The 24,726-nt window shown below is 62.3% G+C and carries 24 protein-coding genes and 1 pseudogene; 14 read left to right on the top strand and 11 right to left on the bottom strand.

Translation table 11 applies throughout. The annotated features are described in order from the left end of the window. Positions 1-3: 3 nt before the first annotated feature. Positions 4-582, bottom strand: coding sequence for a ubiquinol-cytochrome c reductase iron-sulfur subunit (petA, locus tag QMO82_RS16835; protein ID WP_126911939.1), 579 nt, complete (start codon positions 580-582; stop codon positions 4-6). A gap of 285 nt (positions 583-867) precedes the next feature. Between petA and QMO82_RS16840 the strand changes: the two genes are divergently transcribed. After that, on the top strand, positions 868-1,800 hold the full coding sequence (locus QMO82_RS16840; protein WP_183608028.1) for an endonuclease/exonuclease/phosphatase family protein: 933 nt from the start codon (positions 868-870) through the stop codon (positions 1,798-1,800). On the opposite strand, the gene QMO82_RS16845 is transcribed toward QMO82_RS16840, so the two are convergent. Further along, positions 1,756-3,669 (bottom strand): ABC transporter ATP-binding protein, encoded by a 1,914-nt coding sequence (locus QMO82_RS16845; RefSeq protein ID WP_283196652.1) that lies wholly within the window; start codon positions 3,667-3,669, stop codon positions 1,756-1,758. The genes QMO82_RS16840 and QMO82_RS16845 overlap by 45 nt on opposite strands. Before the next feature lie 162 nt (positions 3,670-3,831). Between QMO82_RS16845 and QMO82_RS16850 the strand changes: the two genes are divergently transcribed. Further along, on the top strand, positions 3,832-4,062 hold the full coding sequence (locus QMO82_RS16850) for a CopG family ribbon-helix-helix protein (RefSeq protein WP_183608026.1): 231 nt from the start codon (positions 3,832-3,834) through the stop codon (positions 4,060-4,062). 125 nt (positions 4,063-4,187) lie between these two features. Here the strand turns inward: QMO82_RS16850 and QMO82_RS16855 are convergent. The 3 genes and pseudogenes from QMO82_RS16855 to QMO82_RS16865 all read right to left on the bottom strand — a co-directional run. Continuing rightward, positions 4,188-4,379, bottom strand: a pseudogene (locus QMO82_RS16855) (hypothetical protein); the annotation flags it as partial. 83 nt (positions 4,380-4,462) lie between these two features. Beyond that, positions 4,463-4,678 (bottom strand): hypothetical protein, encoded by a 216-nt coding sequence (locus QMO82_RS16860; RefSeq protein WP_246718301.1) that lies wholly within the window; start codon positions 4,676-4,678, stop codon positions 4,463-4,465. Positions 4,679-4,775: 97 nt separating this feature from the next. Further along, positions 4,776-6,632, bottom strand: coding sequence for an ABC transporter ATP-binding protein (locus QMO82_RS16865; RefSeq protein ID WP_183608025.1), 1,857 nt, complete (start codon positions 6,630-6,632; stop codon positions 4,776-4,778). Between the two features lie 389 nt (positions 6,633-7,021). Between QMO82_RS16865 and QMO82_RS16870 the strand changes: the two genes are divergently transcribed. After that, complete coding sequence (locus QMO82_RS16870) at positions 7,022-7,483, top strand: tRNA (cytidine(34)-2'-O)-methyltransferase (RefSeq protein WP_183608024.1); 462 nt, start codon at positions 7,022-7,024, stop codon at positions 7,481-7,483. A 191-nt stretch (positions 7,484-7,674) separates the two neighbouring features. Beyond that, positions 7,675-9,321 (top strand): Na/Pi cotransporter family protein, encoded by a 1,647-nt coding sequence (locus tag QMO82_RS16875; RefSeq protein WP_183608023.1) that lies wholly within the window; start codon positions 7,675-7,677, stop codon positions 9,319-9,321. Positions 9,322-9,324: 3 nt separating this feature from the next. On the opposite strand, the gene QMO82_RS16880 is transcribed toward QMO82_RS16875, so the two are convergent. Further along, on the bottom strand, positions 9,325-9,585 hold the full coding sequence (locus tag QMO82_RS16880; protein ID WP_183608022.1) for a hypothetical protein: 261 nt from the start codon (positions 9,583-9,585) through the stop codon (positions 9,325-9,327). Positions 9,586-9,762: 177 nt separating this feature from the next. Here QMO82_RS16880 and hemF point away from each other — a divergent pair, with 177 nt between their 5' ends. The 3 genes from hemF (at position 9,763) to QMO82_RS16895 (ending at position 11,345) form a co-directional block, all read left to right on the top strand. Further along, positions 9,763-10,674, top strand: a complete 912-nt coding sequence (gene hemF, locus QMO82_RS16885; RefSeq protein WP_183608021.1) for an oxygen-dependent coproporphyrinogen oxidase — start codon at positions 9,763-9,765, stop codon at positions 10,672-10,674. Positions 10,675-10,777: 103 nt separating this feature from the next. Then, positions 10,778-11,047, top strand: coding sequence for a hypothetical protein (locus QMO82_RS16890; protein ID WP_183608020.1), 270 nt, complete (start codon positions 10,778-10,780; stop codon positions 11,045-11,047). Between the two features lie 112 nt (positions 11,048-11,159). After that, positions 11,160-11,345: a DUF1059 domain-containing protein gene (locus QMO82_RS16895; protein ID WP_010029983.1), complete on the top strand. Its 186-nt coding sequence runs from the start codon at positions 11,160-11,162 to the stop codon at positions 11,343-11,345. Between the two features lie 66 nt (positions 11,346-11,411). Here QMO82_RS16895 and QMO82_RS16900 read toward each other — a convergent pair whose 3' ends face one another. The 3 genes from QMO82_RS16900 to QMO82_RS16910 are packed head-to-tail and all read right to left on the bottom strand — an operon-like array spanning position 11,412 to position 13,944. Next, positions 11,412-12,677, bottom strand: coding sequence for a CCA tRNA nucleotidyltransferase (locus tag QMO82_RS16900; protein ID WP_183608019.1), 1,266 nt, complete (start codon positions 12,675-12,677; stop codon positions 11,412-11,414). Further along, a complete protein-coding gene (locus QMO82_RS16905) occupies positions 12,674-13,324 on the bottom strand; it encodes a CoA pyrophosphatase (protein ID WP_183608018.1) in 651 nt (216 codons plus the stop codon). The genes QMO82_RS16900 and QMO82_RS16905 overlap by 4 nt, the downstream gene beginning before the upstream one ends. Then, on the bottom strand, positions 13,321-13,944 hold the full coding sequence (locus tag QMO82_RS16910) for a DUF1285 domain-containing protein (RefSeq protein ID WP_183608017.1): 624 nt from the start codon (positions 13,942-13,944) through the stop codon (positions 13,321-13,323). The genes QMO82_RS16905 and QMO82_RS16910 overlap by 4 nt, the downstream gene beginning before the upstream one ends. 158 nt (positions 13,945-14,102) lie before the next feature. Between QMO82_RS16910 and QMO82_RS16915 the strand changes: the two genes are divergently transcribed. The 5 genes from QMO82_RS16915 to QMO82_RS16935 are packed head-to-tail and all read left to right on the top strand — an operon-like array spanning position 14,103 to position 21,349. Next, entirely contained in the window at positions 14,103-15,113 is a 1,011-nt protein-coding gene (locus tag QMO82_RS16915) for a MoxR family ATPase (protein WP_097620252.1), read from the top strand. Between the two features lie 13 nt (positions 15,114-15,126). Next, the gene (locus tag QMO82_RS16920; RefSeq protein WP_183608016.1) at positions 15,127-16,047 is read left to right on the top strand and encodes a DUF58 domain-containing protein; all 921 of its coding nucleotides are present in this window, start codon (positions 15,127-15,129) and stop codon (positions 16,045-16,047) included. Next, the gene (locus QMO82_RS16925) at positions 16,044-18,857 is read left to right on the top strand and encodes a DUF4159 domain-containing protein (protein ID WP_183608015.1); all 2,814 of its coding nucleotides are present in this window, start codon (positions 16,044-16,046) and stop codon (positions 18,855-18,857) included. The genes QMO82_RS16920 and QMO82_RS16925 overlap by 4 nt, the downstream gene beginning before the upstream one ends. Position 18,858: 1 nt before the next feature. After that, complete coding sequence (locus QMO82_RS16930) at positions 18,859-20,928, top strand: hypothetical protein (protein WP_183608014.1); 2,070 nt, start codon at positions 18,859-18,861, stop codon at positions 20,926-20,928. A 4-nt stretch (positions 20,929-20,932) separates the two neighbouring features. Then, the gene (locus QMO82_RS16935; RefSeq protein ID WP_183608013.1) at positions 20,933-21,349 is read left to right on the top strand and encodes a GNAT family N-acetyltransferase; all 417 of its coding nucleotides are present in this window, start codon (positions 20,933-20,935) and stop codon (positions 21,347-21,349) included. Here the strand turns inward: QMO82_RS16935 and QMO82_RS16940 are convergent, their stop codons facing one another. Further along, positions 21,350-21,913, bottom strand: coding sequence for a GNAT family N-acetyltransferase (locus QMO82_RS16940; protein ID WP_183608012.1), 564 nt, complete (start codon positions 21,911-21,913; stop codon positions 21,350-21,352). Between the two features lie 234 nt (positions 21,914-22,147). On the opposite strand from QMO82_RS16940, the gene QMO82_RS16945 reads away from it, so the two are divergent. After that, positions 22,148-23,134, top strand: a complete 987-nt coding sequence (locus QMO82_RS16945; protein WP_183608011.1) for a glutathione S-transferase family protein — start codon at positions 22,148-22,150, stop codon at positions 23,132-23,134. A gap of 4 nt (positions 23,135-23,138) precedes the next feature. Here the strand turns inward: QMO82_RS16945 and QMO82_RS16950 are convergent, their stop codons facing one another. Then, entirely contained in the window at positions 23,139-23,618 is a 480-nt protein-coding gene (locus QMO82_RS16950) for an NUDIX domain-containing protein (protein ID WP_183608010.1), read from the bottom strand. Positions 23,619-23,688: 70 nt separating this feature from the next. On the opposite strand from QMO82_RS16950, the gene QMO82_RS16955 reads away from it, so the two are divergent. Further along, on the top strand, positions 23,689-24,597 hold the full coding sequence (locus QMO82_RS16955) for a metallophosphoesterase (RefSeq protein ID WP_183608351.1): 909 nt from the start codon (positions 23,689-23,691) through the stop codon (positions 24,595-24,597). Positions 24,598-24,726 lie beyond the last annotated feature (129 nt).

The raw sequence follows: 24,726 nt of genomic DNA on the forward strand, positions 1-24,726 counted from the left end.
CCCTCAACCGATCTTGATCTTGGTATCGGATATAAATGAAAAGGTCGGAATCGCCAGATTCTGCGGCGCAGGACCCTTACGGATGCGGCCGGCCGTATCGTAGACCGAGCCATGGCAGGGACAGAACCAACCATTGTATTCGCCGGCCTGGCCGAGCGGCACGCAGCCGAGATGGGTGCAGGTGCCGATCATGACGATCCAGTTTTCCTTGTCCTTGCCGCCGGAACGGTCGACACCGGTTGCCTGAGCTTCAGGCGGAAGGTTGGCATTGCGGGCGACCGGATCCTTGAGATCTGCCAGCGGAACATCGGCGGCGGCCTTCACTTCCTCAGGCGTGCGGTTGCGGATGAAAATCGGCTTACCGCGCCACTTGACCGTCAGCGACATGCCGGGCTCGAGGCTCGCAACATCGACTTCGATAGAGGCGAGTGCCAGCGTCGATGCATCCGGGCGCATCTGGTCGATGAACGGCCAGGCAACCGAAACGGCGCCGACAGCGCCCGCCATACCAGTGGTGAGATAAAGGAAATCACGGCGAGTAGGCTCTGTCGAAGCCTCGCTTGTCGTTACGTGTTCGCTCACGGCCTAACCATCCTCTGCGCAAATATTGCGGAATTCCGCCCTGCCCCCTCTGCCGGCGAATCGATCTGGACACAATTCGGCCATAGATTCCCCGGCAATCCGGCGCGTTCTAAGCTTGATCGCAAATTATGTCCAGTCTTGGCAAGGGGACGAGGGCACAATGTCGCGGGAATATCCGATGAATTTTTTAAGGCAAACACGAGCTTGCCATTATGCTGCATTGCAACAAAAGGGCCGTCGTGATAGGCGCAGTCGCAGCCACGTCAGCGAGCCGGACCGGAGCGGATGAGAGACACGATTTTTTGCGTATTCAGCGTTCTCACCACCCTCGTTCTCGCCATCGTCTCGCTGCGCTACGTCAAAGATTTCTATCTGCTTTCCTTCTTTTACAGCTTCCAGGTCCATCTGGCAGTGGCCGCAGCGGCGGCGTCTATCGCAGCCCTTCTCGTCAAGCGGCACTGGTATGCGCTGCTGACGCTCGGCGTATCCGTGGTCCTTGTCGTCCACGGCGTCGTGATGATGCGCGAGTTCGTCGAACCCGCTGTCGAAGAGAACCGCCCGGCCCTCTTCAAGCTGATGTCTTTCAATATCGAGAATGATAATTTCGCCAACGGCGCTGATATCGCCGACATGGCCATCGCCTCCGGTGCCGATGTCGTCAACATCCTGGAAGCCGAACCGGTTTTGTCGGAACTGCCACGGCTGTTGAAGACCTATCCCTATTACGTCGGCTGCGGTGTCGGCATGCAGGAATGCGATACGCTGGTGCTGTCGAAGCGCCCGCTCATCGAACCGCGCATCCGCAATCTCGGGCTGCTCTGGCGCAACCGGCTGACGATCGCGACGGTCGATTTCGACGGTCAGAAGGTCAATTTCCTCGCGGCGCACCTGACCAAACCCTATTATGACGAATTCCACGGCCTTGAGATCGAAGACTTAGCCGAGATTATCCCGACCCTGCCGGGACCGCTTGTCCTTGCCGGTGATTTCAATACGTCTATCCTGGCGCCCGACGTGCAGTATCTCATGCGCAGCCGGGGCCTCAGCACGGTATCGCTGGAGCCGGCGACATGGCCGATCGCTGCAGGCGCCTTCGGCATTCCGATCGATCACGTTTTCAGCAAAGCGCCTCTGCGGCTGAAATCGGTCCGCCGCATCAAGGAGAGTTTCGGTTCAAATCATTTTGGCCTGATGGCGGAATTCGTCGTCGATCCCTGAGCTCTGATCCTCGTCCGCCGCCAGGAAGCCGCCGGACTGACGCGCCCAGAGTTCGGCATAGAGCCCGCCGCGGGAAAGCAGTTCGTCGTGGCTGCCCTCCTCGATGATCCGGCCGAGATCGACGACGATCAGCCGGTCGAGTGCTGCGATCGTCGACAGCCGATGGGCGATCGCAAGCACGGTCTTGCCCGCCATGATCCGATGAAGATTGGACTGGATCGCTTCCTCCACTTCCGAATCGAGCGCCGACGTCGCTTCGTCGAGAACGAGGATCGGGGCGTCCTTTAGCATGACCCGGGCAATGGCGATGCGCTGGCGCTGGCCGCCTGACAATTTGACGCCGCGTTCGCCGACATGCGCATCAAAACCTCTGCGCCCCTGCTGATCCTGCAGGCGCTCGATGAAGTCGATGGCTTCGGCGCGCCTGGCCGCCTCGACCAGCCGTTCCTCGCCGGCATCCGGCCGGCCGAACAGGATATTGTCGCGCACCGAACGATGCAGCAGCGACGTGTCCTGGCTGACGACGCCGATCTGCATCCTGAGGGTTTCTTGTGTCACGGCGGATATATCCTGGCCGTCGACGAGGATGCGGCCGTCCTGAATATCGTAGAGGCGCAGCAGCAGGTTCATCAGCGTCGATTTCCCCGCACCGGAACGGCCGACGATCCCGACCTTTTCGCCCGGGCGGATGGTGAGCGAGAAATTTTCGACGACCGGTTGGTGATCTTTGCCGTAGCGGAAGGAAATATTGTCGAAACGAATACCCGGCTGCCGGATCACCAGGTTCTTCGCATCGGCCCGATCGACGAGCCCCAGCGGCTGGGAGATCAGCTCGGCGGCATTCTGGATGGTGCCGAGATTGCGCATGATGCCGTTGAACTGCGTCATCAGCCGCCCCAACAGGAAATTCAGCCGGAGCACCAGCGCCAGCGAGAAGGCCACCGCACCGGAGCTGACCAGGCCGCGCAGCCAGAGATCGACGCTCAACCCCGCCATCGTCACGATCATCAGTCCGGAGAGCAGCGCCATTGAGGCCCTGACGCCGGTGATGAACCGCGTGAAGCGCAGCACCGTGTCCTGATAGATGTCGAAGCCCTGCCGCATATAGCGGTCGCTCTCCTCGTCACGGGCAAACAGCTTCAGCGTCTGCATATTGCTGTAGGAATCGACCATCCGGCCGTTCAGCATCGATCCGGCCTCCGCCGTTTCGCGCGAATGATGGCGGATCCGCGGAACGAAGTGGCGTGCAAGCAGGCCGAAGGCGCCAAGCCAGAACAACACGACGGCGGCAAGGGAAAAGTCCAGCCGGGCGACGAGCACGAGCGTCGTCGCGGCATAAATGCCGACGAACCAGGCGCTTTCCATCAGTGAGGTAACGAGATCGCCGGTCGCCTGCCCTGCCGACCAGACCTTGGTGACGATGCGTCCGGAGAAATCGCTCTGGAAGAACGACAAAGACTGCCTGGAGACATGGAGATAGGATTGCCAACGTGCTAGATTGTAAAAACCAGGTGTGATCACCTGCTGATCGACAAGCGCGATCAGGAAGGCGACGACGAAGCGCACGATCCCGATGAGAGCGAGCATGCCGAACAGCTCGCCGCCATGGGCTGCGAGAAGACCGCTCCAGCCGGTGCCGGGCGTGATGCTGCCGAGGATATCGACCAGCCGCCCGACGAACCAGAAGAGCGCCGCCTCGATCGCCGCCGACGTGCCGCCGAGAACGAGCATGGCGATGAAGGGCATCTTCGCCTGGCCGATATAGAACCAGATGAATCCGAGCGTCGAGCGCGGAGGCTGGAGATTGGCGCGTGGACGAAACGGATCGATCCAGGTCTCGAACAGGCGGAGGATGGGGCTTAAGATCATAGAAAACGATATAGGCGGATAAGGAGGACCGGCAAAGAGAATGAAATGCCGACAAACCTTATATTTTTGTAATGATCGATAACATCGGCGGCATCGCTATTGATTGCCCCGGAACCGGTCACAATCTGACACTACGATGGCGCTTCACCGGAGATAGGTTTCATGGAAACGAAAATGCTCGATGCGCATATTCCGCTTCCGCTTGCAGAGAGGCTCGACGCCCTGGCCATCGACCTAGCGCTGCCGCGCGACGAGATCGTCGCAGAGGCCCTCGCCGCCTGGCTCGACCAGGAAGAGCGCCGCCGCATCGTGGCGCTGCGCACGATCGCAGCCGCCAACACCATCGTCATCGTTGAACATGACCGCGTGATCGACTGGGCCGACAGCCTTTGAGCGGATAAGAGGTAACAAAAGGCATGGTCCCGACGGCCATCAATCCTTGACAGAATGCCGACAACGTCCCGGCGGCCGTGCAGGACGCGCAAGATCATAACGACATCACACTCGATGAGATAATAGGCGCGAATATCCTCGAAACCTGAAACAGGCCACGATCGAACGTCGGTCAAATTTGAATTGCCGAATGTTTTCGGTGTACCTGAGTTAGGATAGTCGAGAAGGCGTGTGAAAGACTGCTCGGTCGCGCGCAGGAACCGCAGGCCGAGTTCCTCTCCGCCATGCTCCGAGAGATAGGCAAACTGCGAGAATATCGACCCGGGCTGCCGGCTTGACTGTAAGCCTCACAGCGACTTCTTTTTGCCCCGCGTGGCCAGCAACTCGACTGCTTCTTTTCTCAGATCGTTCCAGAACGCGGGCGTTGCCTCCACCGCATCGCCCGACGCCAAGCCCTCAAGCAGTAAAGCCTCAAGCCGCGCCTCGTTTCACGCGCCTGTGCATCGCGAACAAGGCCACGGAAATATTCGCTGACATTGCCATAGCCCTTGCTGGCCATCTGACTTTCGACAAAGGCCTTGAGGCTATCCGGCAGCGAGATCGTCACGGTCGCCATAGGCGATATCCTTGTTGAGATGAGGAAATGTAACTGCTTTCTTAACTGTTCTCAACAATTAAGAAACCCTCCCCGCTTTCGCGGGAAGGGTCGATCGTTATTCCGCGGCCTCTTCCGCTTCCTCCGCGTGATCGGAGAGGAAGCCGCCGGACTGGCGGTTCCAGAGGTCGGCGTAGATGCCGCCACTCTCGATCAGTTCGGCATGCGAACCGGCCTCGATGATCCGGCCTTTGTCGAGCACGATCAGCCGGTCCATTTCCGTCAGCGTCGAAAGCCGGTGAGCGATCGCGATCACCGTCTTGCCTTCCATCAGGGCGAAGAGGTTTTCCTGGATCGCCGCCTCGACTTCCGAATCGAGCGCCGAGGTTGCCTCGTCGAGCACCAGGATCGGCGCGTCCTTGAGGAAGACGCGGGCGATCGCGATACGCTGCCGCTGGCCGCCTGACAGTTTGACGCCGCGTTCGCCGACCTGCGCGTCGAGCCCCGCGCGGCCCTGCATGTCGACGAGCCCCTCAATGAACTCCCACGCATTGGCGCGTTTGGCGGCCTCGATCACCTCGGCATCGGTCGCCTCCGGCCGGCCATAGGCGATGTTGTCGCGGATCGAGCGATGCAGCAGCGAGGTGTCCTGCGTCACCACGCCGATCAGCGAACGCAGGCTCTCCTGCGAGACGCCTGATATATCCTGCCCGTCGATGGTGATGCGGCCGCCCTCCAGATCGTAAAAGCGGAGCAGCAGGTTCATCAGCGTCGTCTTGCCGGCGCCGGAGCGGCCGACGAGGCCGACCTTCTCGCCCGCCTTGATATCGAGCGACAGATTGTCGATGACACCCTTGCTCTTGCCGTAGTGGAAGCGGATGCGGTCGTAGTGGATCGCGCCCTTCTTCGCCGTCAAGACGGGTGCCCCCGGCTTGTCGACGATGTCATGCTGTTTGCTCATCATCTCCATGCCGTCATAGACCGTGCCGATATTCTCGAACAGCGCCGAGACTTCCCACATGATCCATTGCGACATGCCGTTGACGCGCATGGCAAGACCGATGGCTATGGCGATGGCGCCGACCGAGATCGCCCCGTTCAGCCAGAACCAGATCGACAGGCCGGAGACGACGAAGAGCGCAACGCAGTTGTTGAGGTAGACGCTGATGTGGAACAGCGTCACCTTGCGCATCTGCCTGTGCACGGTCTGCAGGAACTCGTCCATGCCCTCCTTGGCATAGACCTCCTCGCGGCCGGCATGCGAAAACAGCTTGACGGTTGCGATGTTGGTGTAGCTGTCGACCACACGCCCCGTCATCATCGAGCGTGCATCCGCCTGCTGCGCCGCGATCTTGCGAAGCCGCGGCACGAAATAGGCGACGATGCCGATATAGACGGCGAGCCAGACGAGGATCGGGATCATCAGCCGCCAGTCGGCCGCTGCGATGACGATGATCATCGTCAGGAAGTACGTCACGACATAGACGAAGACGTCGAGGATCTTCATCACCGTTTCGCGCACGGCAAGCGAGGTCTGCATCACCTTTGTCGCGACGCGCCCGGCAAACTCGTTGGCGAAGAACGTCATGCTGTGGCGCAGCAGGAAGCGGTGCATCTGCCAGCGGGCGCTCATCGGATAATTGCCGAGCAGCATCTGGTGCATGATGAGGGAATCGAGCCCGGCCGCCAGCGGCAAGCCGACCAGTACCAACGCCGCCATCCAGAAGAGCTTGTGGCCCTCCGTCTGCAGGAAAGTGGTACGGTCGGCATTGGTCAGCCAGTCGACGATATCGCCGAGAAACTGGAAGAGCGCCACTTCGCCGACGGCGATCGAGGCCGTCAACATGGCCATCAGGCCGAGCCAAGGGGCTGCCGGCTTGCTGTAGTGCCAGCAAAAGGCAAAAAGACCCTTCGGCGGAGCGACCGGCTCCTCGCTCGGAAAGGGATTGAGTCGCTGTTCGAACCAGCCAAACATGAAATTGCTCCGAAACATCAGCGTTTCGGCTCCCGGCTTCGCGCCATCCCGGCGCCATGCAAGCACATATGGGAACCGAACGTTCAAGGGGCGAGGCTGAAACAGCCTCACAATGGATCAAGAAGGGGATTTCAGGAAGAAATGCGCACTAGCGGCGCCATGTCGCCTTGATCGGCATCACGGCGGGAAAGCGCATATCGAGCAAAATATTCATGTCGGCCCTCCCTGCTGGCGATTGAAGCTGGGGATGGATAACGCGAAAACCGCGAAATTTCCAGCCCCATAATGGCGTAAATTGAATGTTCCGGGCCAAACGCGCCCCTGTTGCTCCGAAATAACAGTTGGATTACGCCTCGCGCATCGAAACGAAAACAAGAAGGCGGCACGTCATGACGGACCTCAGACTGGCACTCTACCAGCCGGATATTCCTGGCAACACAGGCACGATCCTGCGGCTAGCCGCCTGCCTCGGCTTCGCGGTCGATTTGATCGAGCCGGCCGGCTTCGATGTCTCCGACCGCAATTTGAAACGGGCCGGCATGGATTATATCGCCGCCGCTGCGCTGACCCGCCATATCAGCTGGGAGCGCTTCGAGGCGTGGCGCGCCACATCAGGCCGCCGCCTGATCCTCGCCTCGACGAGAGCCGCCGATCGCTACACCAACCTTGCCTTTCGCCCCGACGATATCCTGCTTTTCGGCCGTGAAAGCGCCGGCGTGCCGGATCAGGTGCATGAGACCGCAGACGCCCGCATCCTGATCCCGATGGTCGAAGGCCAGCGCTCGATCAATGTCGCGGTCTCGGCCGCAATGATCGTCGGCGAGGCGATGCGCCAAACCGCCTGGGTTTGATCGACACCGCCTCGGCGGAATGGCCGACGGCACGTGTCGCAAAATGACGTTGTCAATCTGCCAAACAGGTCTATATTTATTAGCCGAGCAATCAAAAAATTCGAATTGCCTCTATAGTTTCAACAGCTTGGGAAGGTAAAATCCAGGCTTGCACGCCTCCTGGCCGACGAAAGAAGAATAAAAACAACAAAATGGACTCCACAATCATCATGATCAACCTGTTCGGCGCCGTGGCTCTGCTGCTGTTCGGCCTCGCGCAGGTGAAGGATGGCGTTTCCCGGGCTTTCGGCGCCCGCCTGAGAACGGGACTGGCGAGCGGCACACGTGGAGGCTTTCGTTCTTTCCTGTCCGGTCTCGTGGCGACCATCGCGCTGCAGAGCTCCACCGCGACGGCGCTGATGACCGCATCCTTCGTCGAACGTGATCTGGTCAAGCCGCGCATGGCGCAGATCGTCCTGCTCGGCGCCAATGTCGGCACCGCAATCACCGCCTGGATCGTCGCCACCGGCATCGAATGGCTCTCTCCCCTCCTGATCTTGGCCGGCATCGTGCTTTACCGCCGCCGCTCCAGCACCCGTCAGGGCGGCGGTGCGGCGCTGATCGGCATCGGATTGATGCTGCTGTCGCTGCACCTTCTCGGCCTTGCGACCGAGCCGATGCGCGCCTCTCCGGCTCTCGCCGCCTTCATCGGCCTGCTGGACGGCGCGCTGCCGGTGGCGCTGCTCTTCGCGGCAGCCCTCGCCTTTTTATCCTCGTCGAGCCTTGCGGTGGTGGTGCTCATCCTGTCGCTCGCCTCGGCCGGCCTCATCTCCGCCGAACTCGTCATCGTGCTCGTACTCGGCGCCAATCTCGGCGGTGCGATACCGCCTGTCGTCGCGACATTGTCCGGCCCGGCTTCGGCGCGGCGCGTCACTCTCGGTAATCTCGCCGTCCGCTCGCTCGGCTGTCTCATCGCCCTCCCGCTGGCGGGCTACGGCGCGGAACTCATCCAGATGCTGCCCTTCGAGCCAGCCAAGCTGCCGGTCGATGCGCATCTTGCCTTCAACCTTCTGCTGGCAGCGGTTGCCTGGCCATTCTCCCGGCCGCTCGCCGCTCTGATGGCCCGGCTGGTGCCGGATCAGGCCGAGCCCGACAGTGCCCCGAAATATCTGGATGCGCAGGAGCTTTCGACGCCGGTCGTTGCCCTTGCCAGCGCCACCCGCGAAGTGCTCGGCGTCGGCGACCTGATCGAGCGCATGCTGATCCGGGTCTCCGAGGCCTTCGAGCACAACGACGCATCCAAGCTTACCGAGATCCCCGCCCTCGAAGAGCGCGTCGACCGGCTGCAGCAGGCGGTGAAGGTCTATCTCTCCAGGCTTGGCCGCGAGGGTCTCAGCGACGAGAACGCCCGCCGGTCGATCGTCGTCATCGATTATGCGATCAATCTCGAACATATGGGCGACATCATCGAGAAAGGCCTGGCGGAGCAAGTTGCGAAGAAAATCTCTCTCGGGCTCAAATTTTCCGAAGACGGCCACCAGGAACTGCGCAAGCTGTTCGATCTGACGATCGACAACCTGCGCGTCGCCCAGACGATCTTCGTCACTCGCGATTTCAATCTCGCGCGTCAGATGATGGAGGTGAAGGTCGAGGTGCGCCGGATGGAAAAACAGTCGGCCGAGCGTCACCTCGAACGCCTGCGCGACGGCCGCACCGACAGCCTGCAGACAAGTTCGCTGCATCTCGATATGTTGCGCGACCTCAAGCGCATCAACGCCCACATCGTCTCCGTCGCGCATCCGATTATGGATGAAAGCGGCCTCTTGATCGAAAGCCGTGTGCGCACCCCTGCGAAGTGACGGTCAGTCGGCCGTCGGCAGGCGGCGCATGGTGAATTCGATCTGGTCGCCGTCGAGCTGGCGCCAGCTCTCCACCTCGGTCCAATAGGCGGCTTTCGGATATTCGTCGAACCATTCGCGCGCCTTGGCGCGTGCGTCGAGGAGGCCGAGGCAATATGTCTCACGCACGAAATGGTCTTTCCTGCGGGAGGATGTTTCCGCCCGATGTCTCGCGATCCTGCGCTTCAGGCCGTCGAAGGACGGAGGCCCTGGAACTTTTTTCATCAAACCTACCTCTTGGGAAAAGGTAATATCGAAATTCTTTATTTGCGAGTCGAATCTTGGAAGCGCTCAGCGGTGCTGTCTCGGCTTGGCGAGACGCAGCGCCAACTGCTAATCATGGCCGGCAATCAAGAATGAGCGAGTCGCCTCCGAAGACGATGTCGACCGCCGGAGACGAAAATGGAAAGACCGGAACTGCCGATCGGCCTGCCTGACGATATCGAAGAGAAGAAGGCGGCCGCCCGCAATTGGTTCGAGGGATTGCGCGATACGATCTGCGCCTCCTTCGAGGCTATCGAGGATGAGTTGGAAGGGCCGCTCTCCGACCAGGAGCCCGGCCGCTTCGTCGCCAAGGACTGGTCGCGCGAAAACGGCGCCGGCGGCGGTGGCCGGATGTCGATGATGGAAGGGCGCGTCTTCGAGAAGGTCGGCGTCCATACCTCCACAGTCCACGGCGAATTCTCCCCGGATTTCCGGGCGCAGATACCCGGCGCCAAGGATGATCCGCGTTTCTGGGCCTCGGGCATCTCGTTGATCGCCCATCCCGTCAACCCCAACGTCCCGGCCGTGCATATGAACACGCGCATGGTGGTCACCACGAGCCGGTGGTTCGGCGGCGGCGCCGACCTGACACCGGTGCTGTCGCGCCGCCGCACGCAGGAGGACGAGGATAGCCAGCTCTTCCACAAAGCCATGGAGATCGCCTGCCGCAATCACGCAGTTGCCGATTACGGCGCCTACAAGGCCTGGTGCGACAACTATTTCTTCCTGAAGCACCGCAATGAGGCCCGCGGCATCGGCGGCATCTTCTACGACTGGCTGCATTCGAGCGAGGAAGCCGGAGGCTGGGACGCCGATTTCGCCTTCACCCGCGATGTCGGCCGGGCCTTCGCCATGGTCTATCCGAAGATCGTCCGCTCCAACTTCAACAAGGTGTGGACGGAAGCCGACCGCGACGAACAATTGATCCGTCGGGGCCGTTACGTCGAATTCAATCTGTTGTATGATCGCGGCACCATCTTCGGCCTGAAGACCGGCGGCAACGTTGAATCCATTCTGTCGTCATTGCCGCCCGTCGTCCGCTGGCCATGACACTGTGATATCTCATCGATAAATTCGAGGTGAAAGACCTTCACGAAAACTCAGTGCGTCCTAACTTTATATGTATGTGCGTAACAATCGGAGGAGGATTGTCATGACGATACAAAGTGGCTCGCCTGCGTCCACGGATGTCCAGGAAACATCCCGCGCAATCGACGCACCGGAGTTTCTGACGCGCATCGCCGAGAAACTGCGGGCCAAGAGCGGCTCGGATCTGCCGCTGTCCTGCTTCATCGAACAGGTGAAGCTGCAACTGGCCGGCGGGAAATCGCCGGAACAGCTGCAGAACGAAGCCGCGGCCGCCAACAGCAACATGCCCGGCCAGCTTTCGGATACCTACAAAGCTTGGGCGATGCCCGACTGAAAGACCTTCTCCGGTCGTCACCTCATGCCGGCCGGAACCTTCTCTTCCTCCGCACATTCATCAATCGCGTGAAAGCGCGATGGCCGTTGCGTTTCAGACAGAGGAGAAAACCATGCGACTTTTCGAATGCGGCACGCTCGTTCCCGGCTGCGCTTGGCACACCCGGGCGGATAATGACGCAGAGGTGGTCCGCCGCGCCGTCGAGCACCTGAAGACGGCTCATGGCGAAACGACCATACGCGAAAATATGGTTGATAACATCAAGGCCCGCATCCGCGACGAAGCGACCGCCGCCTGATAGCTGGGCGAGTATTCATACCAACGACGAAAGCCGCCGCATCCAACGGGTGCGGCGCGGGATTCGCTATTGTACGCGTTCCTGCAGCCGGGCGAGCAGTGCCGCCCGGTCGGAGACGAAGTTTTCCTCGACCCACTCGTTTTCCAGGCCTGCAAGCAGCTCGCCGACGCGCGGGCCGGAGGCGATGCCCGCTGAAATCACATCGCCGCCGTTCAACGGAAACTGCGGCTTCGTCCAGTTCGTCGCCTGATCCAGCAGCTTTGTTAGCCGCGCCGACCGCGCCATTTCACCGAAATCCCCTTCAGCCTTGCCGCGCGCAACGCCGAGCGCCAGCTTCAGCCGCGTCATGATACCGTCGGCACCGTTGCGGTAAAGCAGCCGTTCGAAGCTCGCCGAGGACATCTCGTCATTGACGGGCGCTGCCGTCGCCCAGGCCTTGAGAGTGGCCGCTTCTGCATTCGAGAGCTTCAGCCGAACCGCAAGTGGCTCCAGCCGCGCCGCATCGGGCGGCACGATCGCCGCGAGGCGCAGCAGCGGATCGGGCGTCCAGCCGAGCGCCTTTTCGGTGGCGATCAGCGAAGGGATCGCATCGATCCCCCATTTTTCCGATTCCGGCAGGATTTCCGTCAGCACCCCCATCTGCCGCATCCAGAGCAGCGCCCGGCCGGGATCGGCAGCACCGAGCAGCTTTCTAAGCTCCGACCAGACGCGTTCTGCCGACAGCGTCTTCAGTTTCGAACGCGCCGCGGCACAGGCCTTCAGCCCCTCGGCATCCGGCCGTCCGGAGCCGTAATAGGCAAAGAAGCGGAAGAAGCGCAGGATGCGCAGATGATCCTCGGCGATACGCCTTGCAGCATCGCCGATGAAGCGGATATTGCGCGCCTCGATATCGGCAAGCCCGCCGACCAGATCCACCACTTCGCCCTCGGCATCGGCATAGAGCGCGTTGATCGTCAGATCCCGCCGTTCGGCATCCGCCTTCCAGTCGGTGCTGAAGGCAACCTTGGCATGCCGTCCGTCGGTTTCGACATCGGTGCGAAGTGTCGTCACCTCGAAGGGCTTGCCGTCGATGACGAGCGTCACCGTGCCGTGCTGCAGACCGGTTGGCACCGCCTTGATACCGGCCGCTGCCGCCCGGTCCATGACGATCTCGGGTGTCAGTGTCGTGGCGATATCGATATCGCTGACCGGCAGGCCCATCAGGCTGTTGCGCACGGCGCCGCCGACCACCCGAGCTTCCCCGCCATCGGCCCCACCATCGGCGTTGAGAAGCGAAAGGATCCGGCCGAGTGCCGGATCGCGGAACCAAGCTTGGTCGGCAAGGCCGGTCATGCATAAAGCCTTTCGTAAAGCGTGCGGACGATGCCGGCGGTGATGCCCCAGATCATTCTGGTTTCATAGGGCACGCGGTAGAAATGCCGGTCGATGCCGTCGATGACACGCCTGTCGCGGCTGTGGTTGGCAGGATTCATCAGGAAGGAAAGCGGCACTTCGAACACATCGTCCACCTCGGCCGGATTCAGCGTCAGTGCGAAGCCCGGCGTGACGACGCCGAGCACCGGCGTAATGCGGAAACCCGTCGAGGCAAGATAATTCGGCAGCCGCCCGACGGTTTCGACGAAGGAACCGGGGAGACCGATCTCCTCCTCCGTCTCGCGGATCGCCGCCATCTCAGGTGAGATATCGGCGGGATCGATCGAGCCGCCGGGAAAGGCGATCTGCCCGGAATGTTTGCGCAGCGTCGCCGTGCGCTTGGTGAAAATCACCTGCGCCTCTTCGCCGTCATCGACGACGGGCACGAGCACGGCAGCGTCGCGCAGCTTGAAGGTCTCGACCTCGGCCACGATATCGGGGTTGAGGATGTGGTCGCCGTGATCGCGCCAGGCATGATCGACCGGCCCGCCGTTCTGGTTGAGCGCGCGGCGGCGGAATTCGGCTGCTGAGAACAGCGGATAACGGTGGGTGATCGCATCATTCATCGGCAAAGAGCATCCAGTTCGTCGGCCGGCATGACAGGGAAGACCTCGCCGGCGGAGCGGATCGCAAACATCGCCCGCCCCTCTACGTCGAGGATCTCGCCGAGCGCGACCAGTTCATACATCACCGCACGCGACACCAGCGCCTCCAGCCGCCCGCGCACATGCAGATAGGGTTTCAGTTCGGCGTTTCCGTCTGCAATGGCAAAGCGCAGCCGATGCTCTCCTCCCGCCTCCACGACATCACCGACATTGGTGCGGAAGGTCAGCACCTGTTGGCCTTGCCCCTCCGTTACGCTCATCTCCACGGCGATGAAAGGAGCGTCGACGACCCTTATCCCGACCTTTTCCACAGGAGTTACGAGATAGGTTCTCTGGTCGTCGTCTTTCCGCAAAACCGTCGAAAACAGCCGAACCAGCGCCGGCCGGCCGATCGGCGTGCCCATGTAGAACCAGGTGCCGTCGGCCCTGATCTCCATGTCGATATCGCCGCAGAAAGGCGGATTCCACCGCTCGACCGGCGGCAACCCACGTTTTTTACCGCTACTTTCCGCGGACGCGCGCGAAATCATTGCGGCAAGTCCCGCCGCATCCGCCTGTCCGCTGATTTCTTCGGTTGCCATTCTTCCGTCCCGGTTTGTCCTTAACGAAGTAAAGTCACGAGATAGTCATTCGCAACGAACTTGTCAGCCCGTCGCATCTCCATAACTCTATCGAGTATGAGGCAGATGTATAAGTCCGCCGATTCGCTGCCGAATGATTTCAGCCGTTGGAGATGCCCGTGGGTATGATGAAGACCGAAGCCAGCCTCGATGAAAAGGCGATTGTCGCCGCCGCCGAGAAGGCGCTCTCCGATATCGCCGCCATCCGCGGACAAGTCTCGAAGGTAATCTTCGGTCAGGAAAGCGTCGTCGAGAACACTATTCTTGCCGTGCTCTCCGGCGGCCATGCCCTGCTGGTCGGCGTCCCCGGCCTTGCCAAGACCAGACTGGTGACGACGCTCGGCGAAGTGCTCGGCCTTGCCGCCAACCGCATCCAGTTCACGCCGGATCTGATGCCCTCGGATATTCTCGGGTCCGAGGTGATGGACCAGGACGACAGTGGACGCCGGTCTTTCCGCTTCGTCAAGGGCCCCGTTTTCGCCCAACTGCTGATGGCCGACGAGATCAACCGCGCCTCGCCGCGTACCCAGTCGGCCCTTCTGCAATCCATGCAGGAATATCACATCACCATCGCCGGCCAGCGCTATGACCTGCCGGCGCCGTTCCATGTGCTCGCCACCCAGAACCCGCTCGAGCAGGAAGGCACCTATCCGCTCCCCGAAGCCCAGCTCGACCGTTTCCTGCTGCAGGTCGACGTCAACTATCCCGAACTCGCCGCCGAACGCCAGATCCTGCTGGAGACGACAGGCTTGGGCGAAACCCGGCCGGAGGCCGTCATCGACGCGCAGCGGCTGATCGAAATCCAGACCCTGGTGCGGCAGATGCCGGTGAGCGACACGGTCGTCGATGCCATCCTGGCGCTGGTGCGTTCCGCCCGTCCCGGACAGGGCAATGCCTCGACCGACAAGAACGTTGCCTGGGGTCCCGGCCCTCGCGCCGGCCAGGCGATGATGCTCTGCGCGCGCGCCAGGGCGCTCTACGAAGGCCGCCTTGCCCCCTCGCTCGACGATATATTCGCGCTCGCCGAACCCATTCTCCAGCACCGTATGGCCCTGACTTTCGCCGCCCGCGCCGAGGGCATGTCGGTGCGCGATGTCATCGCCGGACTGGTCAAGCAGGCAAAGGGATAAGGAAGCCGGACGCGTGGCATCTATCGGACAGATCGTCAACCCGACGTCAGGCAGCGATGCCCTTTCCCGCGCCAGGCAGCGGGCCGCCCTGGTGCCGGACTGCTTGGTGGAAGCCAAGCGCATCGCCAATACGGTGATCGCCGGCTGGCATGGCCGCCGCAAACGCGGCATCGGCGAAAATTTCTGGCAGTTCCGTCCCTATGCCGAGGGCGAGAGCCTGTCGCGCATCGATTGGCGCCGCTCCGCCCGCGACGACCATACTTATGTGCGCGAACGCGAATGGGAGGCAGCCCACACGATCTGGCTCTGGTGCGACATGTCGCCTTCGATGATGTACAAGTCGAGCTACGGCAACGTCTCCAAGGAAAGCCGCGCGCTGGTCGTCATGCTGGCACTGGCCGAAATCCTCGCCCGCTCCGGCGAGCGCATCGGCTGCCCCGGCATCATGGAACCCGCCTCCGCCCGCAACGCCGCCGAACGCCTCGCAGCCGCGCTCATGCACACACCGCTGACCGGCGGCCTGCCGGAAACGGCGATGATCCGCGGCTGGAGCGACCTCGTCCTGATCGGCGATTTCCTCGACGATGCGGCGGCGATCATGGAACGCCTCGGCCCGCTTGCCCGCCGCGGCCTGCGCGGCCATGTGGTCGAGATAGCAGATCCCGCCGAGGAGATATTCCCCTATAGCGGCCGCACCGAATTCACCGATCCGGAGACCGGCGCCAAGCTCGTCTCCGGCCGCGCCGAACACATCCGCGAAGCCTATCGCAACGCCTACCTCGCCCGCAGGGACAGCCTCGGACAATCGCTGCGCCATCTCGGCTGGACCTTCGCGAGCCACCGCACCGATCACCTTGCGTCGGAGGCACTGGTCGCGGTGCATATGTATCTGTCCGGCATGCCGGCCAAGGCAACGCACGGAGGGCAGCTATGAGCGCCGTTCCCTTCGCTTTCGCCTTTCCCGCCATTCTCGGCGCGCTCGTTGCGCTGCCCGTCATCTGGTGGCTGCTGCGGCTGACGCCGCCACGTCCGAAGAGCGAGGTCTTCCCGCCGCTGAAGATCCTCGCATCGGTGCTGAAGCGCGAGGAGACGCCGGCGCAAAGCCCGTGGTGGCTGACGCTGCTGCGCATGCTGCTCGCCGCCGTCGTCATCCTTGCGATCGCCGATCCGGTTTTCAATCCACGCACCAGTTCGCTCGCATCCGGCGGCCCGCTCGTCCTCTTCGTCGACAACAGCTGGGCGGCGGCACCTGATTGGGACCGCCGCATCCAGACCGCCGACGCGTTGATAGACGATGCCGAATCCGCCGGCATGCCCGTATCGATCGCCTTCACTGCCGATCCGACCAACGACGCCGTTCCAGGCACCGCCGCAGGCGCCCGCGACAAGCTGCGCGCCGCCGAGCCGCGACCGCTGGTACCGGACCGTGAGCGCGCCTTCCAGGCGCTGCGCGCCGCGCTGAACGGCATCAAGCCGGGCACCCTCGCCTTTCTGACCGACGGCGCCGCCACCAAGGCCGACGACGCCACGGTGCGCAGGCTCGCCGAACTCCAGCCCGCCGATCTCCGCCTGATCGAGGGCGACGCCGCACGGACGGTCGCGATCACCGCGGCCAACAATGCGGCTGATGCCATGACCGTCAAGGTCACACGCCTCAACACCTCGCATGCCGCATCCGTGGCGCTGAACGCCGTCGATAACCAGGGCCGCTCGATCGCCAATGGCAGGGTGGATTTCCGTCCCGGCCAGAGCGTTGCGACGAGTTCGATCACCGCACCTTTCGAGATGCGCAACGATTTCGCTCGCGTCAGCGTTGATAACGGCGCGACGGCAGGCGCGGTCCACCTTCTCGACGACGCATTCAAGCGCCGCCGTGTCGTCTTGCTGTCAGGTGAAGGAGGGGATGAGTTCCAGCCGCTGCTCTCGCCGCTCTATTATATCCAGCGGGCGCTGCAGCCCTATGCGGATCTGATCCAACCCAGCGATTCCGATCTTTCGGTGGCAATACCGAAACTTCTCGCCAGCAATCCCTCCATCATCATCATGGCCGATATCGGCCGGCTGCCGGAGGAGACCTACGAACCTTTGACCCGCTGGATATCGAATGGCGGTATGCTCCTGCGTTTTGCCGGCCCGCGCATGGCGGCAGCGCCTGCGGACGATCCGCTGATCCCTGTCATCTTGCGCCAGGGAGAACGGGCGCTGGGCGGCACATTGTCATGGAGCGAGCCGCAGTCGCTTGCCGAATTTCCGAGTTTCGGGCCTTTTGCCGGCATAACGCGTCCCGCCGATGTCGTCGTCAAGCGCCAGGTGCTGGCTGAACCGACGCCTGATCTTGCCGAACGCACCTGGGCGAGCCTGGCCGACGGCACGCCGCTCGTCACGATGAAGCAACTCGCATCCGGCCAGATCGTCCTGTTTCATGTCACGGCGGAAGCGACCTGGTCCGATCTGCCGATCTCAGGCACTTTCGTCGACATGCTGCGACACCTCCTGCAGATATCGCGCTCGGGCGGCGTGACGTCGGAGGCGCGCGGCAATGCGCGTGTCTCAGAGACGCTGCCGCCGTTCCGCATGCTGACCGCCAAGGGCACGCTTGTCTCCGAGACGGGTTCGGCGCGGCCCCTCATTCCACCGGCCGGAGCCGAGCCGACGGCGAATTTCGACAACCCGCCCGGGCTCTACGGTTCGGAAGATGGTTTCACCTCACTGAACGTCCTGCCCGAGAATGCCGAACTGATGCCGCTCGACACAACGGGGACCAATGCCGTGCGCGAAGGCCTGATCGGCGGCGAGAGCTGGTCAGCAAAGCCCGCGCTCTTTCTTACAGCTTTCCTGCTGCTCCTGGCCGATAGCCTCGTCGTCCTCTTCATGAATGGCGCGTTCTCGCGCTCGCGCCCGGCGGTCCGCACAGCGGCGATGATCGCCATTGCGCTCAGTGCCGGCTTTCTCATGCAACCCGGCACGCTTCACGCCGACGACTCCCAGCCCGGCGACGACCTCATCCTGCAGAGGCTGGATAACACCCACCTCGCCTATGTCGTCACCGGTGAACAGGACGTGGACAATATATCCGAGCGCGGCCTCGAGGGCCTCACCCAGTTCCTGACATTCCGCACGACGCTGGAGCCGGCGCCGCCGGTGGGTATCGACCCCACCAAGGACGAACTCTCCTTCTACCCGATCATCTACTGGCCGGTTTCGGCGACGGCGCCGATGCCGTCGACGGCGGCGATCAGCCGCATCGACGCCTATATGCGCAATGGCGGCACCGTGCTTTTCGATACGCGCGACCAGATCAGCGCATTGGACAATGGCGGCAACGTCAGCGCCAACGGTCAAAGGCTGCAGCAAATCCTCGGCAATCTCGACATTCCGCCGCTCGAGCCGGTACCGTCAGATCACGTGCTGACGAAATCCTTCTATCTCCTCTCGAGCTTTCCCGGTCGTTACACCGGCAGCCCCCTCTGGATCGAGGCCCGGCAGGGCGGCCGCGAAGCGACCGAAAAATCGGCGGCGACAGCCGACGGCGTTTCGCCGATCCTGATCACCGGCAATGATTTCGCCGGTGCCTGGGCAATCGACGACAACGGCATACCGATACTGCCGACCGTGCCGTCGGATGAAACGCAGCGCGAATATGCCTATCGTTCCGGCGTCAACATCATGATGTACATGCTGACCGGCAACTACAAGACCGACCAGGTCCATGTTCCCGACCTTCTCGAACGGTTAGGACAATGAGATGACCTTCGACTTTTCACCCTTCCTGCCTTGGCCGGTTCTGGCCGCACTGGCTGCCGTCAGCGCCATCATCGCCGGCTTGGCAATCTGGCGCGGCATTCGCGGCGCCTGGATCCGGACGCTGGCAGCGCTCGCCATGCTCACCGCCCTTGCCAATCCTGTGCTGCTGCAGGAGGACCGGGATCAGCTGTCGACCATCGTCCCGGTTCTCGTTGATCGAAGCCAGAGCCAACAGACGCCCGATCGCGTCAAGACGACCGACGATGCGCTTGCGGCCTTGAAGGGACAGCTCGCCCGCTTTCCCCAGATAGAACCCCGCTTCGTCGATGTCGAAGGCGACGTCAATTCCGACGTGCCGTCGACCCGGCTGTTCGACGCACTGTCGGCCAATATCGCCGATGTCCCGCCCGCCCGTATCGGCGGCGCCATCATGCTGACAGACGGCGAAGTCCATGATGTTCCGGCCGCCAATCAGGCGCTCGGTTTCGACGCGCCGATCCATGGCCTCATCACCGGCAAAGCCAACGAATTCGATCGCCGCATCGAAGTCATCAAGGGGCCGCGCTTCGGCATCGTCAACGAGGAGCAGCAGGTCGTTCTGCGCGTCTTCGACGACGGCCCGAGCCCTGGCGGCACGGCCAATGTCACCGTGAAGCTGAACGGTGATGAGATCGCCACCCTGCAGGCGACGCCCGGCCAGGATACGCCCTTCTCCTTCAAGGTGCCGGCCGGCGGCAGCAACGTGCTCGAATTCTCGGTCGCAGCCCTTCCCGGTGAAGTCACCACCGCCAACAACCGCGCCGTCCATGTCATCGACGGCATCCGCCAGAATCTCCGCGTCCTTCTCGTCTCCGGCGAACCGCATGCCGGCGAGCGCGCCTGGCGCAACCTCTTGAAATCCGACGCCTCGGTCGATCTCGTCCACTTCACCATCCTGCGTCCGCCGGAAAAGCAGGACGGCACGCCGATCAACGAGCTGTCGCTGATCGCCTTCCCGACGCGCGAGCTCTTCGTCGACAAGATCAAGGATTTCGACCTGATCATCTTCGACCGCTACCAGCACCGCGGCGTGCTGCCCCTGCTCTATTACGATTACATCGCGCAATATGTCGACAATGGCGGCGCGCTGCTGATCGCCGCCGGCCCCGAGCACGCCGGTCCCGATTCCATCGCCCTGACGCCGCTGTCCTCGGTCCTGCCGGCAACGCCCACCGGAGAGATGATCGAAAAAGCCTTCTATCCCCGGCTCTCCGAGGAAGGCCGCAAACATCCCGTCACGCGCGGCCTTGATGGTTCGGGCGAGGATCCGCCGCATTGGGGCCGCTGGTTCCGCAGCGTCGATGTCGACCGGCCGCAGGGCGAGACGATCATGCTCGGCGCCGACAACCATCCTTTGCTGGTGCTGAACCGCGCCGGCCAGGGCCGCGTGGCCATGCTGCTTTCCGATCAGGGCTGGCTCTGGGCGCGCGGCTTCGAAGGCGGCGGTCCGAACGTTTCGCTCTATCGCCGTATCGCCCATTGGCTGATGAAGGAGCCGGCGCTCGAGGAAGAAGCGCTGACGGCGCGCGCCTCCGGCCGGACTCTTGAAGTCACGCGCCAGACGATCGGCGACAATCCCGGGAACGCCACCGTGCGTTATCCCTCCGGCAAGACCGAAACCCTGCCGCTCACCCAATCCGAACCCGGGCTCTACAAGGCCGAGAAGAGGATGGACGAAATCGGCCTCTTCGAAATCCGCAACGGCAAGCTCTCGACGCTTGTCCATATCGGCGCCGTCGACGCACCGGAATTTAAGGCAATGATCTCGACGACCGATGTGCTGAAGCCGGTCGCCGATAGAAGCAAGGGTCTCGTGACCCGCATTGCCAATGAAAATGGCAGGATCAGCATGCCGCCGATCCTGCCGGTGCGCGGCCAGGTGCGCGTCGCCGACAATGATCGCATGATGATCCGCATGACCAGCGAGACGGTTTTGAAGGGCATAAACACGCTGCCGCTCTTTGCCGGTTTTGCCGGCGTCGGCATTCTGCTCTTCGCCTTCGGCGCCATGTGGTGGCGCGAAGGGCGGTAATCTCATGCCGGAATTCGAGCTCACCGCCGCGCCCTCGCCGGAAGAACTCGCGGCGATTACCGATGCGCTCTCGGCCTTCAACACTGGCGATGTCGGCCCGTCCGATCGCCGGACGCTCGCCGTCCTCATCCGCGACACCGACGGCAAGGTGACCGGCGGTCTTTCGGGCTTTACCGCCTGGGGCTGGCTCTTCACCCAGATGCTCTATATCCCCGATACGCTGCGCGGCACCGGTCTTGCCGGCAAGCTCCTGAGCAAAGCAGAAGAAGAGGCGAGAGCCCGGGGCTGCCGCGGCGCCTGGATCGACACCTTCAGCCCGCAGGCGCTGCGCGCCTATCTGCGTCAGGGTTATGAGGTCTTCGGAGAGCTTCAGGACTTCCCGGAAGGCCGCACGCGCAGCTTCCTCCGCAAAAACCTCTGATCATCCGTGCCAGGCGATGATGCCCTTCAGCCGCTCGTGCACGCCCGCGGCGATCGGAACGACGAGCACGCGGCCGGGATCGACGGGGCCTGGAAACGACAGCGCGTTGTAGGCGACCTTCTCGAAGCCGAGCGGGCCGTAATAGGGCGGATCGCCGACCAGGATGACGGCTTCCGAGCCCTTGCGTCTCGCCGCCTCCACCGCGATCCGCACCAGTTCCCGGCCGATGCCCTTATTCTTGTGCGAGGGGCGGACGGCGAGCGGGCCGAGCAGATGGCCCTTCACGGAGCCCGCCAGCACCGGCGTCATGCGCACGGAAGCGATCGTCTCGCCATTATCGGTGCAGATGAAGGAGAGCGACAAATCATGCGGCCCCTGCTCGCGGATACGCGCGGCAGCGCGGGTGAAGCGGCCGGGACCGAAGGCTTCTTCGTTGATGTGTTCGATGGCGGCGTCATGAGACGCGTCTTCGGTGAGGTAGACGAGATCGTGCTTGTACATGATGACAGAAACCGGATGGACAGATTGATGGGTCTCGAACACGCCTTGGGCGTTCGGGAGCATCAGCGTCGTCGCGGGTTTCTGGAAATGAACATCAGGCAGGGATCCCAAAATCGTGAAAAGGCCGATAGCAGGAAAACTTTCGGCCGTCCAACGCAAAATGCACTGTCAGCTGACCGACGTGACGCACTGTTCAATCTTTACCGCCTGCAAAGCCCCGCTATCTCGGATATCTTCCAGCCAACACGCAACCGAGGGCCAGTGCCAAGGGCCAGGCCAACCAAGGGAATGAAGATCATGGGAATGCTGGTGGACGGCGTCTGGCATGACATCTGGTACGACACGAAGGAGAGCAAGGGTCAATTCAAACGGCAGCCCTCGCAGTTCCGCAACTGGGTGACATCGGACGGTGAAGCCGGCCCTTCCGGCAGCGGCGGCTTCAAGGCCGAGGCCGGGCGTTACCATCTTTACGTCTCGCTTGCCTGCCCCTGGGCGCATCGCACGCTGATCTTCCGCAAACTGAAGAAGCTGGAAGAGCTGATTTCGGTGTCGGTCGTCGACCCGCTGATGGTCGAAAACGGCTGGGAGTTCAAAGTCGGCGACGGCGCCACCGGCGACCAGCTCTTCGGCGCGACCACGCTCTGGCAGATCTATGTCAGGGCCGATCCGCACTATTCCGGCCGCGTGACTGTTCCCGTCCTCTGGGACAAGAAGATCGGCACGATCGTCAACAACGAATCCGCAGAGATCATCCGCATGTTCAACAGCGCCTTCGACGGGCTGACCGGCGCGAAGAGCGATTTTTATCCCGAGGATCTCCGCGCCGAAATCGATGCGCTGAACGCCACCGTCTACGACAGCGTCAACAACGGTGTCTACAAAGCGGGCTTTGCCACCACCCAGGAAGCTTATGAGGAAAATGTCGGCAAGCTGTTCGAAACCCTCGATATGCTCGACGAGCGTTTGGGCAAGGGCCGCTACCTCTTCGGCAACAGAGTAACCGAGGCCGACTGGCGCCTGTTCACCACGCTGGTGCGCTTCGACCCGGTCTATGTCGGCCATTTCAAGTGCAACATCCGCCGTATCGCCGATTACCGCAACCTGCCCGGCTATTTGAGAGATCTCTATCAGACAGCCGGCGTCGCCGAGACGGTGAACCTCACGCACATCAAGCAGCACTATTACCGCAGCCACAAGACGATCAATCCGACAGGTATCGTCCCCGTCGGCCCGGCGCTCGCTCTCGATAGCCCGCACGGCCGCGCCAAACTTGCCGCGGCTTAACCTCTCACCAGCGGTGGTCAGGCTCCTGCTCGCCCCGAAGCTCGGCGAGGCGGCGGTGCGTTGCCCGGGTCGTGCCCTCGGGCAGGCTGTCGAGCGAGAAGAAGCCGCTGTCGGATATCTCCCAGTCCGGCGGGCGCGGCGCCGTCTGTTCGACGCTCGCCCGGTAGAACACGACATGGTCGCGCCGTGTGGTGGTGGTGTTGAAATAGACTTGGACCAGTTGCGGTTTGCCGATGATCCTGAGATTGCCCTCTTCGCGCAGTTCCTTGGCGAGCGCTTCTTCGACCGTCTCGTTGCGTTCCAGCCCGCCGCCCGGCATATGCCAGCCACCGACATAGCTGTGACGCACGAGGAAAATCCGCCCTTCCGCGTCGAAGCAGGCAGCCCTGACACCCATCGTCATGCCGCGGGCGAAGGAGAAATAAACATGCAGGAGGCGCAAGGCCAGCCTGATGTGAGGGGGCCGCTTCTCTTTATCCACCATCGTTCCGTTTCAGCCCTTCATCGCACCGGATGTGTTTGATTTGTCAATAAGCTGGTCTATGTCTCGTAGCATGTTCAAGCTCGCGCATATTTCCGACGTCCACCTCGGGCCGTTGCCCCGCCTTTCCATCCAGGAGTTGTTTTCAAAACGCATAACGGGCTTTGTGAACTGGCATCGAAATCGACGCAAGCACCTTTTCGGCAGCACGCTGGATCTGCTGCTCGACGATATCCGCGCCCATCAGGCCGATCATCTGGCCGTCACCGGCGACCTTGTCAATCTGGCGAGCGGCATTGAGATTCGCGCCGCCGCCGCCTGGCTGCGTGAACTCGGCGACCCCGCCAACACCTCGGTGGTTCCCGGCAATCACGATGCCTACGTGCCCGGCGCCTACGAGAAGTCGATGCGCGCCTGGTACGATTATGTCCGCGGCGATCTTTCCCCGCCGCAATGGCAGGAGGATCGCCACATCTTCCCTTATCTGCGCATCCGCGACAAGGTCGCCATCGTCGGCTGCTCGACGGCGGTCGCCACGCCTCCCTTTGCCGCCTCCGGCTTCTTCGGCGCGCGCCAGGCCCGCGATACTGTCAACATGCTGCGCGCGGCCGGCGAAGCCGGTCTCTTCCGCGTCGTCATGATCCATCATCCGCCGATCCGCGGCGCCACCAACTTCTACAAGCGCATGATTGGCATTCGCCGCTTCGCCGCGGTGATTTCGACCGGCGGCGCCGAGCTCGTGCTGCACGGGCATACGCACCTCAATACGCTGCACTGGCTGCGCGGCCAGGTGCAGCCGGTGCCCGTCGTCGGCATCGCCTCGGCCTCGCAGGGACCGGGCAGCATCAAACCGCCCGCCGCCTACAACCTCTTCTCCATCGACGGTTCGCCCGGCGCCTGGGAGCTCAGCGGCCAGCGCTTCAGCCTCAACCGGACCGGCGACGCAGTAATGCCGGAAAGCGCCGATATTTTCGCGCGTTAGCGCCGGCTCCGGAGACCTTTCATCCAGCACTTGAATCGATCTGCGAGGACGTCGGGCCATCGCCGCAACAATTGCCATGGAGGCCGCTTACCCTCTTGGTATTTTTGGCGGTAAGCGTACAATCCGAGC

The organism is Rhizobium sp. BT04, assembly GCF_030053135.1.
Taxonomy (GTDB): Bacteria; Pseudomonadota; Alphaproteobacteria; order Rhizobiales; family Rhizobiaceae; genus Rhizobium; species Rhizobium binxianense.

What these genes read in the sequence shown, in the direction of transcription:
- QMO82_RS16890 (WP_183608020.1), top strand. Translation starts at nt 10,778, where the DNA reads ATGACGATACAAAGTGGCTCGCCTGCGTCCACGGATGTCCAGGAAACA.
- QMO82_RS16865 (WP_183608025.1), bottom strand. Translation starts at nt 6,632, where the DNA reads ATGTTTGGCTGGTTCGAACAGCGACTCAATCCCTTTCCGAGCGAGGAG.
- QMO82_RS16900 (WP_183608019.1), bottom strand. Translation starts at nt 12,677, where the DNA reads ATGACCGGCCTTGCCGACCAAGCTTGGTTCCGCGATCCGGCACTCGGC.
- QMO82_RS16875 (WP_183608023.1), top strand. Translation starts at nt 7,675, where the DNA reads ATGGACTCCACAATCATCATGATCAACCTGTTCGGCGCCGTGGCTCTG.
- QMO82_RS16850 (WP_183608026.1), top strand. Translation starts at nt 3,832, where the DNA reads ATGGAAACGAAAATGCTCGATGCGCATATTCCGCTTCCGCTTGCAGAG.
- QMO82_RS16950 (WP_183608010.1), bottom strand. Translation starts at nt 23,618, where the DNA reads ATGGTGGATAAAGAGAAGCGGCCCCCTCACATCAGGCTGGCCTTGCGC.
- QMO82_RS16955 (WP_183608351.1), top strand. Translation starts at nt 23,689, where the DNA reads ATGTTCAAGCTCGCGCATATTTCCGACGTCCACCTCGGGCCGTTGCCC.
- hemF (WP_183608021.1), top strand. Translation starts at nt 9,763, where the DNA reads ATGGAAAGACCGGAACTGCCGATCGGCCTGCCTGACGATATCGAAGAG.
- QMO82_RS16870 (WP_183608024.1), top strand. Translation starts at nt 7,022, where the DNA reads ATGACGGACCTCAGACTGGCACTCTACCAGCCGGATATTCCTGGCAAC.
- QMO82_RS16880 (WP_183608022.1), bottom strand. Translation starts at nt 9,585, where the DNA reads ATGAAAAAAGTTCCAGGGCCTCCGTCCTTCGACGGCCTGAAGCGCAGG.
- QMO82_RS16925 (WP_183608015.1), top strand. Translation starts at nt 16,044, where the DNA reads ATGAGCGCCGTTCCCTTCGCTTTCGCCTTTCCCGCCATTCTCGGCGCG.
- QMO82_RS16945 (WP_183608011.1), top strand. Translation starts at nt 22,148, where the DNA reads ATGGGAATGCTGGTGGACGGCGTCTGGCATGACATCTGGTACGACACG.
- QMO82_RS16905 (WP_183608018.1), bottom strand. Translation starts at nt 13,324, where the DNA reads ATGAATGATGCGATCACCCACCGTTATCCGCTGTTCTCAGCAGCCGAA.
- QMO82_RS16930 (WP_183608014.1), top strand. Translation starts at nt 18,859, where the DNA reads ATGACCTTCGACTTTTCACCCTTCCTGCCTTGGCCGGTTCTGGCCGCA.
- QMO82_RS16845 (WP_283196652.1), bottom strand. Translation starts at nt 3,669, where the DNA reads ATGATCTTAAGCCCCATCCTCCGCCTGTTCGAGACCTGGATCGATCCG.
- QMO82_RS16935 (WP_183608013.1), top strand. Translation starts at nt 20,933, where the DNA reads ATGCCGGAATTCGAGCTCACCGCCGCGCCCTCGCCGGAAGAACTCGCG.
- QMO82_RS16840 (WP_183608028.1), top strand. Translation starts at nt 868, where the DNA reads ATGAGAGACACGATTTTTTGCGTATTCAGCGTTCTCACCACCCTCGTT.
- QMO82_RS16910 (WP_183608017.1), bottom strand. Translation starts at nt 13,944, where the DNA reads ATGGCAACCGAAGAAATCAGCGGACAGGCGGATGCGGCGGGACTTGCC.
- QMO82_RS16895 (WP_010029983.1), top strand. Translation starts at nt 11,160, where the DNA reads ATGCGACTTTTCGAATGCGGCACGCTCGTTCCCGGCTGCGCTTGGCAC.
- QMO82_RS16940 (WP_183608012.1), bottom strand. Translation starts at nt 21,913, where the DNA reads ATGCTCCCGAACGCCCAAGGCGTGTTCGAGACCCATCAATCTGTCCAT.
- QMO82_RS16860 (WP_246718301.1), bottom strand. Translation starts at nt 4,678, where the DNA reads ATGGCGACCGTGACGATCTCGCTGCCGGATAGCCTCAAGGCCTTTGTC.